Source organism: Paenibacillus sp. 01T424, from assembly GCF_056398745.1.
In genome coordinates this window covers 1-13,321 of the sequence record NZ_JBFTPZ010000005.1, presented here as the reverse complement: position 1 = coordinate 13,321, position 13,321 = coordinate 1, and the positions used below count along the sequence as shown (strand labels likewise).

Here is a 13,321-nt window from a genome sequence, read left to right as displayed (position 1 = left end):
AAGCGATGTATGTGCATTCCATTTTATTTTCAAAGGATTAAGCTAATGTCATTGCAGTAAATTCTACATGTACGACAAGCGTATAACGCAATGTTTCGTGGTCGAAGCTGGTAGAAACGCTCAAACAGTGGATACACACGAATAACTTTAAGTGTTTTATTGAAAATGAGTTGTAGAATTTGTGGAACAAAAAAAGTTTTTTTGTTATTGTGTTAATTATGCTTGCGCTTATTCCGATTATTACATACGCTGAGCTGTAGGTTATGAATAAGTAGTGCTGCTGTTGAAACAAGACAGGAAACTATAGAACCCCTCCAAACTAATCGTTGGAAGGTTCTGTTCAGCAAGGATAGTGTGTTATCCTTATATGTATCTCTTATGACCATTAGCAAAATAAGGCTTGAAGATCGTGTAATTGCACTAATCGTTTTTTTTTGGAGACTTTACGAAACATGACAAATTGAATTAAAATAGCTTGAAGATACGGAAACGTGATTAAAGATAGGGGGACGCTCATGTCTGAGCAAACAGATCTCTTCGCAAATACAGCGGCCGCAGACCGAAATTATGAGGCCGATGATATACAGGTGCTTGAAGGGTTAACAGCAGTTCGTAAAAGACCGGGCATGTACATAGGAAGTACAAGCAGTTCGGGATTGCATCATCTCGTTTGGGAAATTGTCGATAATGCAGTCGATGAGCATTTGGCTAAATTTTGTTCGGCCATTGAAGTGACGCTGCACAAGAACGGAGCAGTAACGGTACACGATAACGGGCGTGGTATTCCTACCGGCATGCATAAGACCGGTATTCCTACACCGCAGGTCGTATTTACGATTTTGCATGCGGGCGGTAAATTTGGCGGCGGCGGATATAAGAAATCCGGCGGTCTGCACGGCGTTGGCGCATCCGTTACAAATGCTTTGTCAGAATGGCTTGAGGTTGATATTTACCGAGACGGCAAAATTCACAGACAACGCTTTGAATATTGGATTGATGAAGCGGGACGTGAGCATGTTGGTGAGCCCGTACGCGGACTTGAGATTATTGGCACTACGAATCGGACAGGCACTAAGGTTACTTTTAAGCCGGATGGCCGCGTGTTCCAGAATGGCACAACATTAAGTTATGATACGCTGGCAGAGCGTTTGCAAGAGATTGCTTTTCTAAACTCTGGTTTAAAGGTAACAATTAAAGACGACCGCAGCGGCAAGCAGGATGTGTTTCATTATGAAGGCGGCGCTCGTCAATTCGTTCAGTTTTTGAATGAAGAAAAGACCGTACTGCATGATGTTATTCATTTTGCCAGTGAGCGCGATGATATTGAGGTGGAGGTAGCCCTCCAATATAATGACGGATACACGGAGACGATCGCTTCCTTCGTCAATTCCATTCCGACACGCGGCGGCGGTACGCATGAAACCGGTTTTAAAACCGCTTATACTCGCGTCATGAACGACTATGCCCGTAAAGCAGCGATGCTTAAGGAGAAAGACAAAAACCTTGAAGGCAACGATTTGCGCGAAGGCATGATGGTCGTTATTAATATCAAAATGTCTGAGGTTGAGTTTGTCGGACAAACAAAAGACCAGCTCGGAAGCTCATCTGCGCGAAGCGCTGTTGACGCAATTGTTTCGGAGAAGATGCAGGTGTTTCTTGAGGAAAACCCTCAAATCGCACAAATGCTGTTAAAAAAATCACTTCAAGCCTCGAAAGCGAGAGAAGCAGCGCGCAAAGCGCGTGAAGAAATCCGCAGCGGCAAGAAGCGGAGCGAGAGCTCTAATCTAAATGGCAAACTAACTCCTGCGCAGTCAAAAGATATTACTCGCACGGAATTGTTTATTGTGGAAGGGGATTCAGCTGGCGGTTCAGCTAAGCAGGGCCGTGACTCGAAATATCAAGCGCTGCTGCCGCTTAAGGGAAAACCGATGAATCCGGAGAAAGCCAAGCTCATCGATATTTTGAAAAACGACGAGTACAAGGCCATCATTTCTGCAATAGGGGCAGGTGTGGGTTCTGAGTTTGTCGCTGAGGAATGCAACTATAATAAAATTATTATTATGACTGATGCGGATACAGACGGCGCTCATATCCAAGTGCTTCTTCTTACTTTTTTCTACCGTTATATGAAACCGTTAATCGATTTGGGACGCGTTTATATCGCTCAGCCGCCGCTTTACAAAATTACACGTAAATCTGGCAAGCTGGAAACGATTCGATATGCGTGGACAGATGAGCAGCTTCAAAACTATTTGAAGGAATACGGTAAAAATTATGAGCTTCAGCGTTATAAAGGGCTTGGTGAGATGAATCCTGACCAATTGTGGGAAACGACGATGGATCCAGAGAAAAGAACGCTTCTTCAGGTACAAATCGAGGATGCAGCCAAAGCAGAACGCAGAGTATCGACGCTTATGGGAGATAAGGTAGATCCGCGTAAACGTTGGATTGTTGAGAATGTCGATTTTATGGAATATGAGGAATAGGGGGATTTCTGCATGAGTATGCTGGAACAGTTTTTACCGGCGTTTTTGGAGGAAGTGGTAGGCGACCGCTTCGGACGCTATTCAAAGTATATAATTCAGGACCGTGCCATTCCTGACGTTCGCGATGGTTTGAAGCCCGTGCAGCGTCGTATTCTATATGCGATGTATGATTCAGGAAACACACCGGACAAGCAATACCGCAAATCGGCTAAAACAGTCGGTGACGTTATGGGTAATTACCATCCGCATGGTGACTCATCCATTTATGAGGGTATGGTTCGGATGGCACAGCCTTGGAAAATGGGACATCCGCTCGTTGATGGACACGGAAACTGGGGTTCTCAGGATGATGATCCAGCAGCAGCTATGCGTTATACGGAAGCGCGTCTATCGCCAATTGCGATGGAGCTGCTTCGTGACATAGAGAAAAGAACGGTACAATTCAAGGATAATTTCGATAATACAACGAAGGAGCCGGTTGTGCTGCCGTCGCGGTACCCCAACTTGCTCGTAAACGGGACCAGCGGCATCTCTGCCGGCTTTGCCACGGAAATCCCGCCTCATAACCTGCGTGAGGTTATTGATGCGTGTATCGCCCTTATGGGAAGCCCAGAGCTGACGCAAGAAGAACTTATGACCTATGTGAAAGGTCCGGATTTCCCTACTGGCGGCATTATTATGGGCGAAGAAGGCATTCGAGACGCTTATGCTACAGGTAAAGGCCGCATATACATTCGTGCTAAGACGGCTATCGAGGATATGCGCGGAGGTAAGCAGCAGCTTGTCATTACTGAAATTCCATATCAGGTCGTTAAATCACGGTTGGTTACCGCAATGGAAAACATTCGGCTAGAGAAAAAGGTCGAAGGCATTGCGGAGGTGCGTGATGAGAGCGGACGCAATGGTCTGCGCATCGTCATTGAGTTTAAGAAGGATGCCGATGCACAAGGTATATTGGCTTATTTGTTCAAGAAAACGGATCTGCAGGTAGCTTATAGCTTCAATATGGTCGCAATCGTGAACAAAACACCGATGCAGCTTGGTCTTAAACAAATATTATCGGCGTATATCGATCATCAGAAGGAAGTAGTAACTTTCCGCACGAAATATGATCTTGAGAAGGCGGAAGATCGCGCTCATGTTGTAGAAGGACTTGTCAAAGCGCTCAACATATTAGACGAAGTTATAGCGACGATCAAAGCATCCAAAAATCGCGGGGATGCACAAGACAACTTGGTTGCGAAGTTCGATTTCTCCGCTCGTCAAGCAGATGCCATCCTTACTTTGCAGCTTTATCGCTTAACGAACTTGGAAATTACGACACTTGAGAAAGAGCTTAAGGAAGCGATGAAGAAGATTGCTTACTTGAAATCGATCTTGGCTAGCGAGAAGAAGCTGATTGGTGTTATTAGGGATGAACTGCTTGAGATTCAAACCAAATATGGCATTGATCGCCGTTCTGTTCTGCGCGGTGAAATCGAAGAGCTGAAAGTTAACCTCGAAGTTCTTGTTACACCAGAGGATGTTCTAGTTACATTAAGCCAGGATGGTTATGTAAAACGGACAAGCATGCTCTCGTTTACGAGATCGGGAGGCGAGCTGCAAAACGCAGGCGTCAAGGAAGGTGACTTCGTACGAGAGTTGCTTGAAGTCAATACGATTGACAATTTGCTGCTCTTTACACGCAAAGGTCAATATTATTTGCTGCCGGTCCATCAAATTCCAGAATTCAAATGGAAGGATACCGGAACAGCGATAGTGAATGTTGTACCTATTCCGAAGGATGATTCGATCGTAAGCGTCATTCCAATTAAAGATATTTTGGCATCTACAGCATCACTTGTTTTCGTAACGAAACGTGGCCAAGTCAAGCGTACGGAGCTTAAGGAATACGCAACTACAAGATCCACTGCGGTTGCAGCCTGCAAAGTTTCAGAGGGCGACGAAGTCATTCGGGTTGTTTTGAGTGATGGTTCGAAGCAAATCATGCTTATTACTAAGCAGGGAATGAGTATTCGGTTTACAGAATCCGAAGTTAATTCGATGGGTAGAGTTGCAACAGGCGTAAGAGGTATTCAGCTTAAGGATGGAGACGAGCTTGTCACCGCGGAATGGGTTGCTGAGGATGAAGGCGAATTACTCGTCATTACCGATATCGGTTACGCCAAACGTACTTTGCTGCTGGATTATCCAATTCAGGGCAGAGGCGGCAAGGGTGTTCAAACGTTCGAATTTAAAGAAGGCAAACGAGTGCGTCCAAACGGTTCGTCACTGATTGGGGCTTATTATTGCAAGGCAGCCAAAGAGATCGTAGCGATTACCTCATCAGGAGCGAAGCTTTCTGCTGCATCGGAGAAAGCACCAATTGAAGATCGCAAATCGATAGGCAAGCTCATATTCCCAGTAGAGAAAACCGACGTTATTACGAGCACGCTTGCACGTTCCATAACAGACACTAATCAAAAGGTCGATTAGGCGGATCAAACCGTTCAATGACTTCCAAAATAGCTTCAAGCATGACCCACAATGGTACCAGCTCATCCGGGCGGTCCAGCCATTGTGGGTCTTTTATAATGCCATAATTTTTAATTTTTTGAATGATTACAGCTTTTCTTTCTTCCACTGGGTGCACGCTCCTTACTGTTTAAGCATGAATAGACATAGCGCTGGGCTTTCGCCTTATTGTATGTCTAACGCTGTCATAATGTTCAACAATATATCGATTAATAGCGCAAATTATTAATTGGGTTAATCTTTTATTCGACAATAAAGACTGCTATAATAAATAGCAAATAGATGGAAATTGACAGAGAGCGAGTGTGGGAGTATGGTGTCTGGAGAATTTACTCGATTATGGACGAAGCTTTCGCGTGAATGGAAAAACAACTTGGAACAATCGCTTGCTCCTTTGACAGAAGGGCAGCTGAATGTATTAGAGCTGATGCTTCAGCACCAACCGATGAAGCCATCTGATCTGCTCCAATATTTAGCGACTACGCCTGCTGCAATTACAACACTGTTGGATCGAATGGAAAGAAATGAGCTCATTGAACGTACTAGAGATGATCATGATCGAAGAATTGTGTGGGTATCTGTTTCGGAGAAGGGCAAAGCTGAGGCGGAGCGCGGTACAACGATTCGGACTCAAATGATCGAACAATCGCTGGACCGCATTTCCTCTCATAACCAGCAACTGCTGGTTTACTTGTTGGGTAAAGTAGCAAATCCGTAATCTGATTTCGCCATTCAACGCTTATTTCATAGAATCGAGCCGATTGCGCAGCATATCGTAATTTTTTTGGAGCACCTCGTAGTCGGCTTGCGTTAGCAAGGTATCATTTGAAGCAGCTAATGTTTCTTCGATTGGCAAGATGCGATATCGAAAGGAACGATCAGGCTTGTAGCGATGCACCCATGTCGGAATGGATTCAACATCAGTAATAGTAACTGTGCCTTCTGTCATATTTTTACGAACATTAACTTTAAAAATAACTCCGTAATCCTTCGATTCGCCCCGCTGATTAGAAATAAAATTTCCCATAGAATAAATAATAAGTCCCTTTTTTACATGACCATTCTCATCGGTTGTTTCGAGCACTTCATATGGCTGGACAACATGGGGATGCGAACCGGCAATAATATCAGCTCCCGCAGCGACAAGCGAACGTGCGAGACGTTTTTGTTCTTCGTTCGGTATAATCTGATATTCAGTTCCGAAATGCAGAGAAACGGTAATAAAGTCAGCACCTGCTTCACGCAGCCGAATGATGTCTGCTTTAATTTTCTCTTCATCAATAAGCGAAACGAGGTAAGGTTTGCCTTCTGGAATTGGAATGCCATTTGTACCATAGGTGTAAGCTAACAATCCCATAACGATGCCATTTTTCTCGGATAGGACAGCTTGGTCTGCTTCTTCTTGCGATGCGGCTGTTCCCTTGCTTGGAAGACCAAGCTTCTTTAAATTCTCAAGAGTGCGAAGCACACCTGACTCGCCTTTATCAAGTGAATGATTGTTGGCATTTGTTATTAAGTTAAATCCAGCATCCTTGATCGCTTCTACAAGTTCGGTTGGCGCATTAAACGTTGGATATCCTGTATAACCATATTCAACACCAGCAGTTGGTGTTTCTAGGTTGGCAATAACCCAATCTCCTTGCTTCAAAATCGGTTTAACCTCTGCAAAAAACGGCTTGAAGTTATATCGATTCGTCTTCTTGTCAAAAGCTCCGGGCAGCTGGGGCGTATGCATCATGATGTCGCCTACGGCCATCCATACGGCATCGGCAAAAACAGGCTCTGGTGGTGCTGTCGGTTCAGGAGATGGTGAAGGGGTTACGACTGCTTGCTCAGTAGGAGTGGGGTCAATTGAAGCTGTAGGAAGCGAGCTGGCAGGTGCAGAAGCCCTCTCGTAAATGGAGGGCATTAAAAATATAACCAGTAAGCCAAGTAAACTTAGTAATAATAGTATAGAATTTGTTTTTCGGTGCCTTTTACGGCGCATTAGTATTTCGTCCTTCCTTGTTACGTATTGCTCAGCATACTGGAGGCGTCTTCAAGCTGCGAACTAGTCCACCAATTCCAAACATCAGAGCTGGTTGGAACGGAACGAAAACTCATCCATTCCTTTGTTATAGGATGAGGGGCTGAAACCGAGGTTGACCATAACGCAATTTCGGATATGCCGCTTGTTGGTTTCGCGCCGTATTTCAGGTCTCCTACGAGCGGACAGCCGATATGAGCAAGCTGTGCACGGATTTGATGAGGCCTTCCGGTATGCAGCTTCACCGCTATCAATGAATAACGGCCAGATACAGCTGCTACCTCGTAATCCAAAATCGCTTCTTTAGCCTCATTCGTGGGTTTGTTATAGACGGTTACTTGATTTTGTTTGCTGTTCTTAACAATATAATGAGTTAAACGCGCTTGAGGTTGTTTTGGCGTACCTTGTACAACACAAACATAAGTTTTGCCAAAATGTCTACTGCGAACCGATTCGGATAATCTGGACGCAGCTTTTGAGGTTTTGGCAAAAATCATAACACCGCCAACCATACGGTCAAGTCGGTGAACGAGGCCGAGAAAGACGTTTCCCGGCTTGTTGTATCGTTCCTTTATATCCTGTTTAAGCAGGGTAAGCATATCAGCATCGCCAGTGTCATCCTCTTGTGAGAGGACGCCAGGCGGCTTAACGACAGCTATTACATGATTGTCCTCGAACAGAACCTTGATCGTCATTACTTAGACTCCCAACGTCCCAGTATTCCGCACGGCAAATTAAGGCCGGATTTCGTAATCGGCAATCCGATTTCTCCACAGTTGATCTCGCCGCCATACTTGGCATTCATTGTCATATGCAGCAGGTTGTGCAGAACAGATTGCGATAATCCAGTTGTATAGGAGTTGATGAGTAGGAACAATGGATTGTCAGACAAAATCGATGTACAGGATTGTAAGAATGGAAACAAATTTTCTTCGAGCTTCCATGTTTCACCATTCGTGCCACGTCCATAAGAAGGTGGATCCATAATAATCGCATCATACTGCTTGCCGCGGCGTTGTTCGCGTTGAACGAATTTGAACACGTCATCCGTAATATAGCGAATTGGAGCGGACTCAAGTCCAGACAGCTGGGCGTTATCTTTTGCCCATTGGACCATACCCTTAGCTGCGTCAACGTGGCATACCTCAGCGCCTGCTGCTGCGGCTGCAACAGTGGCACCGCCCGAATAGGCAAAGAGATTCAAGACACGAATAGGACGTCCTGCATTACGGATTTTGTCCATCATCCAGCTCCAGTTAACGGCTTGCTCAGGAAATAATCCTGTATGCTTGAAGTTTGTCGGCTTGATATGGAAGTTTAGTTCGCCATAAGAAATGGTCCAGCGCTCAGGCAATGATTCGCTCATCGACCATTGACCGCCACCGGAATTGCTTCTATGGTAATGGCCATCGGCTTTTTTCCAAAGACCTGTTTCATTTGTGATCGGCCAAATAATTTGTGGATCTGGACGGCGGAGTGTATAATTGCCCCAACGTTCGAGCTTATCTCCGTCTCCTGTATCTATAACCTCGTAGTCTACCCATTTATCTGCTATGTACATGTTATTCGTAACCCTTCCTTGACCTTGTTTTTGTAATATAATAATGTCAACGATAATTATATCGAAGCTAACACAATGAAGCAATGAAACCGACGCATTTAGAGGCTGGTATTTATTCGTAAGTTATGAAAATGGCTGTTTATTACAGCAAATAAGTAAATGCTGTTGCTGACAGAGCAAAAATCAGTGTAAAAAAGAGCATAATTTAGTAAATCTACAATAATAGAGGAGCAACAATATCATGATGAGTTTTGAGTGCGAGTGCGGGAATAAAACAGTAATGTTTGCTACGGGAGATCGGGACGAGCAGGGCAGAGAGTATATTGAAATCGAGGACGACGAGAGGCTTACTATTAAAGTAGGCGATAAAAGCGTATTATTTCGTTGTTCGTTTTGCGGCTATACATACCGACTGGAACAAATTTGATTTTCTTTAGAAATTTTATAGGGGCTGCATATTGAAAACATTTATGGTTCGGAGTATGATAAACGTGAGTCAAGTTGTATGTACAAGTGCATCGTCATACCAGTGATAACTAGCGCTAATGTCCGTACAAGTTGAGAAGAGGCGTTATCTCTAAAAATACGTTTAATACTCGGTGAATGCTTACATAGCTGTTTTGCATTCGCAAAACTTGAAGCGGATGCTTACGTAGCTGTTTTGCATTCGCAAAACTTAAAGCGGATGCTTACGAAGCTGTTTTGCATTCGCAAAACTTAAGGAGGAACCATTCCATGTTACAAGTTAAGCCCTATCAATTTTGGTTTGTTACCGGCAGCCAGCACTTGTACGGACCAGAAACATTAGAAGAGGTTGCACAGCATTCACGTATTATTGCTGCGGCGTTGAATGATGATTCTGTTATTTCATCCGAAATTGTATTTAAACCTGTAGTAACAACTCCAGAAGAAATTTACAAGCTTTGCTTAGAAGCGAAAGCGGATGTGAACTGTGCAGGCATCATCACTTGGATGCATACCTTCTCACCGGCAAAAATGTGGATTCATGGGTTGTCTGAGCTGCGTAAGCCATTACTACACCTTCATACTCAATTCAACCGTGATATTCCTTGGGAAACGATTGATATGGACTTTATGAATACGAATCAATCCGCACATGGCGACCGAGAATACGGCCATATTTTCGCCCGACTAGGCCTTGAGCGCAAAGTCGTTACGGGTCACTGGGAGGATGGCGTTACTCGTTCCCGCATTGCCAGCTGGATGGGAACGGCAATTGCAGTTAATGAAGGCCGTCATCTTAAGGTTGCTCGCTTCGGAGACAATATGCGTCAAGTTTCGGTTACGGAAGGCGACAAAGTTGAAGCGCAAATCAAATTCGGCTGGTCGATTAATGGTTATGGCATTGGTGATCTTGTTGCTCGTATGAATGAGGTTTCAGATTCAGAAGTAAAACAGCTGCTTGAGGAATACAACGAGCAGTACGATATTTCGTCCGAGACACGCGGCAATGCAGCTTCATGGGCTTCCATTGGCGAGCAGGCTCGTATTGAGCTTGGCCTAAAAGCATTTTTACAAGAGGGCGGTTTCTCCGCATTTACTACGTCATTTGAAGATTTGCATGGCATGAAGCAGCTTCCAGGTCTTGCAGTTCAGCGCTTGATGGAGCAAGGATACGGCTTTGGCGGCGAGGGCGACTGGAAAACATCTGCACTTACTCGCATGATGAAGCTGATTGCCAATAACAAAGGTACTTCATTTATGGAGGACTATACTTATCATCTAGAAGAAGGCAACGAGCTCGTACTTGGATCACATATGCTTGAGGTATGTCCTACAATCGCGGATAGCCGTCCAAAAATCGAAGTTCATCCGCTTGGCATCGGCGGCAAAGCGGATCCAGCACGGATTGTATTCGATGGACGCTCTGGTGCTGCGCTTAATGCTTCACTCATCGATCTAGGCAATCGTTTCCGCTTGATCATTAACCAAGTGGATGCAGTGAAGCCTACTCATGAAATGCCGAAGCTTCCAGTAGCTCGTGTGTTGTGGAAACCAGAACCATCGCTTCGAGATGCAGCAGAGAGCTGGATTTACGCTGGCGGCGCTCATCACACCGTATTCTCATATGTCGTAACGACTGAGCAGCTTGTAGACTGGGCGGATCAAGTTGGCATTGAAACCGTAGTAATCGATAAGCATTCAACGGTACGCAGTGTTCGCAACGAGCTTCGTTGGAACGATCTCAGCTATCGTATTCGTTAAACATCCTATCATCTGATTGCTTCTTAATAGAGAAGACTGCTGCTTAAAACCGTACAAGGTTAAGCAGCAGTCTTTTTCTCTATTTATAGGGGCTTTAAAGTTATGGCTTAATAGCTTTTACTCTAATCCGCACATAATCCACATACCATGTACCATCATGGAATAAATCATTTCTTACTCTTGCGGCTATTTTAGCGTATAGCAACTTTTTATCTTCTTCCGATACATTAGCGAAAAAATGATTTGCGAAACCAGATAACCAGTGATTTAGTCCTTCTTCACCGTCTTCCATCTTCGTAGGCCGATCAAAAAGAACGGCATAAGTTACTCGAAAGCCTTGTTGTTCAAGTAGAGCGCTATATTCTGAAATGCTCGGAAAGAACCAAGGATTTAACTTTTCTGCATCAATAGCATAATCCTCATCAAGCACAGCTGTTGTTGCTTTTACTATTCGATTAACATTTCCTTTGCCGCCAAACTCAGCAACAAATCTGCCGCCGCTGTTTAGCACATTCCACACATTTTCAACCACTTGTTTCGCATTTTTCATCCAATGCAATGCCGCATTAGAGAATACAGCATCAAATGATTCATCTAACTGAAACTGTTCACCATTTCCAGTGAAAAAAAGAATGGTTGGATATTTCACTCGTGCTTTTTCAATCATTTCCGCAGAAAAATCCATGCCTACAACTGTTGCTCCCGTTTTCGATATTTCATAGGCCAAATCTCCGGTGCCACACCCTACATCTAATATTTTCTCGCCTGGGGCAGGACTTAATAATTCAACAACTTCCTTCCCGTACTCAGATACAAAACCCAGTTTGTTGTCATATAATTCGGTTTTCCAAAATTGGCCGGAAGGCATAATATCATCCCCTAACTATTGGTAACCCTATTCTCACACAAAGATTGTATATAAGTAAAATATATTATTCCTATCTTCTTTATAGTTTAAAGTTATAAAGTTCGATCAGAAAAAAGCTTTACTCCTGTAGGTTAGAAGCAAAGCTCAAGGTATACCTCAACTATGAATGGGTTTATTCTGATTTTTCTTTTTGAATTTTCGCAGGGTTATTGATTTTGTAAGGAACAGGGTGCTTAGTAAGCTTTTTAGCGACTATTTTTCCTTCAAAATGAAGGATATCGCCGATTTCCAGCTCAAGCTTTTTGAGGGTAGCACTATGGCTGGACCAAGCATCGCCGATCTCCATAGCAGGATCTTGAATGGCTACTGCGTTGTAAATAACAACCTCGTCATCTGTGTCAGAAAAATTGTTAGGTACAGTCGTAAATTCTTTTACTGTTGCGACCATCTTGATCTTATCTTCAGGAAGCTGCAGTTTTGGCGCCTTTTCTTTTTTTGTTTTTTCCTTTGGAGCTGCTGCTGTTTTAGGTTCTTTATGTACTTCTTCTACTGAATCAGGCGCTGGTATCGTCTCCGAAATCACTGCTGCATCATTATTTTGTGATGTTTCTAGCAGAACGTCATTTTTATCAGCTTCAATCTCTTGTGCAGGTGCAATCTCTTCAACTGCATTGGAAGTCTTCTGGCCATAACTAGAAGCTTGCATTTCCTTTAAGTAGGAAGGGTGAATACAATGCTTTTGTTCATTTTCAAATGAAATGACAGCAGTCATTTTATCCACATATCCAATAATAGTGCATTCGAGATTCACGCCGTTTCCTTTATAGAAAAATACTTTTGTTTTGGCAGCCTTCTCAGAAAGCAAACCCCATTCCTTGCATTTTTCTATTTGCTCTGCCTCGTTTTCGAAGCTAATGTACGATATCGGTTCAATAATGAATGGATGTCCCATGTAATCTCCGCCTTTTTGGTATTATCATCATCTATTTTATCATTTTTTTGACATGTTAGTCGTTACTTGCTGACGATTAATAAAATTTTAGTCGTTTATTTAAATAAGAAGGGGAGGGGAGAAAAATAAGCCACCTGAATAGGAACATTTTAACAATGTTTATTTGACAATGAGAATCGTTATCGATATAGTTAAATGGTAGTTTTTAAAATGATATAGGAGGGATTTCTGTGTTCATTCAATTGAGATCAATTGTAGTGGAAAAGGGAAATTCACAGCAAGTTGTCGACAATTTTGGGCAAGAGGGCTATATTGACGGCAAGGAAGGTCTTATCGATATTAATATTATGGTGAATAGAAAAGCAAAAGAAACGGAAGAAGTTGTTATTATGATCCGTTGGGAGTCTGATGAAGCTTGGAAAAATTGGGAGAAAGATCCCGTCCATATTGCTGGCCATCGGAACAAAAAAGATGAGCAGCGTCCTTCATATATCGTTGATTCATCGGTAAATATGTATGATGTAAAAAAAATCAAACCAGGTACTTTTGGCAAATAAACAGAAAGCGACTTACCCTTGGCGGGCAATGTCGCTTTTTTTATTTATTCATTTTAGGGAATCTGGAATGATACCGTGGTTCCAAAATTAAGTTTGATTGTAATGACAAGCCCATAGCCATATAACTGTTC

Annotated in this window: 13 protein-coding genes; 7 read left to right on the top strand and 6 right to left on the bottom strand. The window is 43.4% G+C overall.

The genetic code is table 11. From position 1 onward, the window contains the following. Nucleotides 1-515 precede the first annotated feature (515 nt). Both parE and gyrA read left to right on the top strand, forming a co-directional pair. Entirely contained in the window at nucleotides 516-2,486 is a 1,971-nt protein-coding gene (gene parE / locus AC1DPK_RS05675) for a DNA topoisomerase IV subunit B (RefSeq protein WP_076265738.1), read from the top strand. Between the two features lie 12 nt (nucleotides 2,487-2,498). Continuing rightward, complete coding sequence (gene gyrA / locus AC1DPK_RS05670) at nucleotides 2,499-4,961, top strand: DNA gyrase subunit A (protein WP_477509610.1); 2,463 nt, start codon at nucleotides 2,499-2,501, stop codon at nucleotides 4,959-4,961. On the opposite strand, the gene AC1DPK_RS05665 is transcribed toward gyrA, so the two are convergent. Beyond that, a complete protein-coding gene (locus AC1DPK_RS05665; RefSeq protein ID WP_179089723.1) occupies nucleotides 4,942-5,109 on the bottom strand; it encodes a hypothetical protein in 168 nt (55 codons plus the stop codon). The genes gyrA and AC1DPK_RS05665 overlap by 20 nt on opposite strands. Before the next feature lie 204 nt (nucleotides 5,110-5,313). Between AC1DPK_RS05665 and AC1DPK_RS05660 the strand changes: the two genes are divergently transcribed. Next, nucleotides 5,314-5,718, top strand: coding sequence for a MarR family winged helix-turn-helix transcriptional regulator (locus tag AC1DPK_RS05660; RefSeq protein WP_477509609.1), 405 nt, complete (start codon nucleotides 5,314-5,316; stop codon nucleotides 5,716-5,718). A gap of 21 nt (nucleotides 5,719-5,739) precedes the next feature. Here AC1DPK_RS05660 and AC1DPK_RS05655 read toward each other — a convergent pair whose 3' ends face one another. Continuing rightward, nucleotides 5,740-6,738: a CapA family protein gene (locus AC1DPK_RS05655; protein ID WP_477509608.1), complete on the bottom strand. Its 999-nt coding sequence runs from the start codon at nucleotides 6,736-6,738 to the stop codon at nucleotides 5,740-5,742. Here AC1DPK_RS05655 and AC1DPK_RS05650 point away from each other — a divergent pair. Continuing rightward, complete coding sequence (locus AC1DPK_RS05650; protein ID WP_256710754.1) at nucleotides 6,737-6,898, top strand: hypothetical protein; 162 nt, start codon at nucleotides 6,737-6,739, stop codon at nucleotides 6,896-6,898. The genes AC1DPK_RS05655 and AC1DPK_RS05650 overlap by 2 nt on opposite strands. Nucleotides 6,899-7,007: 109 nt before the next feature. Here AC1DPK_RS05650 and AC1DPK_RS05645 read toward each other — a convergent pair whose 3' ends face one another. Both AC1DPK_RS05645 and AC1DPK_RS05640 read right to left on the bottom strand, forming a co-directional pair. Then, nucleotides 7,008-7,721 (bottom strand): RluA family pseudouridine synthase, encoded by a 714-nt coding sequence (locus AC1DPK_RS05645; RefSeq protein ID WP_477509607.1) that lies wholly within the window; start codon nucleotides 7,719-7,721, stop codon nucleotides 7,008-7,010. Next, nucleotides 7,721-8,587, bottom strand: a complete 867-nt coding sequence (locus AC1DPK_RS05640) for a class I SAM-dependent methyltransferase (RefSeq protein WP_339202809.1) — start codon at nucleotides 8,585-8,587, stop codon at nucleotides 7,721-7,723. Before AC1DPK_RS05640 ends, AC1DPK_RS05645 begins: the two co-directional genes overlap by 1 nt. A gap of 241 nt (nucleotides 8,588-8,828) precedes the next feature. Between AC1DPK_RS05640 and AC1DPK_RS05635 the strand changes: the two genes are divergently transcribed. Next, a complete protein-coding gene (locus tag AC1DPK_RS05635) occupies nucleotides 8,829-9,014 on the top strand; it encodes a hypothetical protein (protein ID WP_076265743.1) in 186 nt (61 codons plus the stop codon). Between the two features lie 308 nt (nucleotides 9,015-9,322). Then, entirely contained in the window at nucleotides 9,323-10,813 is a 1,491-nt protein-coding gene (gene araA, locus AC1DPK_RS05630) for an L-arabinose isomerase (RefSeq protein WP_477509606.1), read from the top strand. Nucleotides 10,814-10,913: 100 nt separating this feature from the next. On the opposite strand, the gene AC1DPK_RS05625 is transcribed toward araA, so the two are convergent. Beyond that, nucleotides 10,914-11,681 (bottom strand): methyltransferase domain-containing protein, encoded by a 768-nt coding sequence (locus AC1DPK_RS05625; protein WP_477509605.1) that lies wholly within the window; start codon nucleotides 11,679-11,681, stop codon nucleotides 10,914-10,916. Between the two features lie 172 nt (nucleotides 11,682-11,853). Continuing rightward, nucleotides 11,854-12,633, bottom strand: a complete 780-nt coding sequence (locus AC1DPK_RS05620; protein WP_477509604.1) for a hypothetical protein — start codon at nucleotides 12,631-12,633, stop codon at nucleotides 11,854-11,856. A gap of 230 nt (nucleotides 12,634-12,863) precedes the next feature. Here AC1DPK_RS05620 and AC1DPK_RS05615 point away from each other — a divergent pair, with 230 nt between their 5' ends. Next, on the top strand, nucleotides 12,864-13,190 hold the full coding sequence (locus AC1DPK_RS05615; protein WP_076265747.1) for an antibiotic biosynthesis monooxygenase: 327 nt from the start codon (nucleotides 12,864-12,866) through the stop codon (nucleotides 13,188-13,190). Nucleotides 13,191-13,321 lie beyond the last annotated feature (131 nt).

Bases quoted from the DNA above. Each gene is read 5' to 3' on its own strand.
- parE (WP_076265738.1), top strand. From the start codon at position 516: ATGTCTGAGCAAACAGATCTCTTCGCAAATACAGCGGCCGCAGACCGA.
- gyrA (WP_477509610.1), top strand. From the start codon at position 2,499: ATGAGTATGCTGGAACAGTTTTTACCGGCGTTTTTGGAGGAAGTGGTA.
- AC1DPK_RS05660 (WP_477509609.1), top strand. From the start codon at position 5,314: ATGGTGTCTGGAGAATTTACTCGATTATGGACGAAGCTTTCGCGTGAA.
- AC1DPK_RS05650 (WP_256710754.1), top strand. From the start codon at position 6,737: ATGATGTCGCCTACGGCCATCCATACGGCATCGGCAAAAACAGGCTCT.
- AC1DPK_RS05655 (WP_477509608.1), bottom strand. From the start codon at position 6,738: ATGATGCATACGCCCCAGCTGCCCGGAGCTTTTGACAAGAAGACGAAT.
- AC1DPK_RS05645 (WP_477509607.1), bottom strand. From the start codon at position 7,721: ATGACGATCAAGGTTCTGTTCGAGGACAATCATGTAATAGCTGTCGTT.
- AC1DPK_RS05640 (WP_339202809.1), bottom strand. From the start codon at position 8,587: ATGTACATAGCAGATAAATGGGTAGACTACGAGGTTATAGATACAGGA.
- AC1DPK_RS05635 (WP_076265743.1), top strand. From the start codon at position 8,829: ATGATGAGTTTTGAGTGCGAGTGCGGGAATAAAACAGTAATGTTTGCT.
- araA (WP_477509606.1), top strand. From the start codon at position 9,323: ATGTTACAAGTTAAGCCCTATCAATTTTGGTTTGTTACCGGCAGCCAG.
- AC1DPK_RS05625 (WP_477509605.1), bottom strand. From the start codon at position 11,681: ATGCCTTCCGGCCAATTTTGGAAAACCGAATTATATGACAACAAACTG.
- AC1DPK_RS05620 (WP_477509604.1), bottom strand. From the start codon at position 12,633: ATGGGACATCCATTCATTATTGAACCGATATCGTACATTAGCTTCGAA.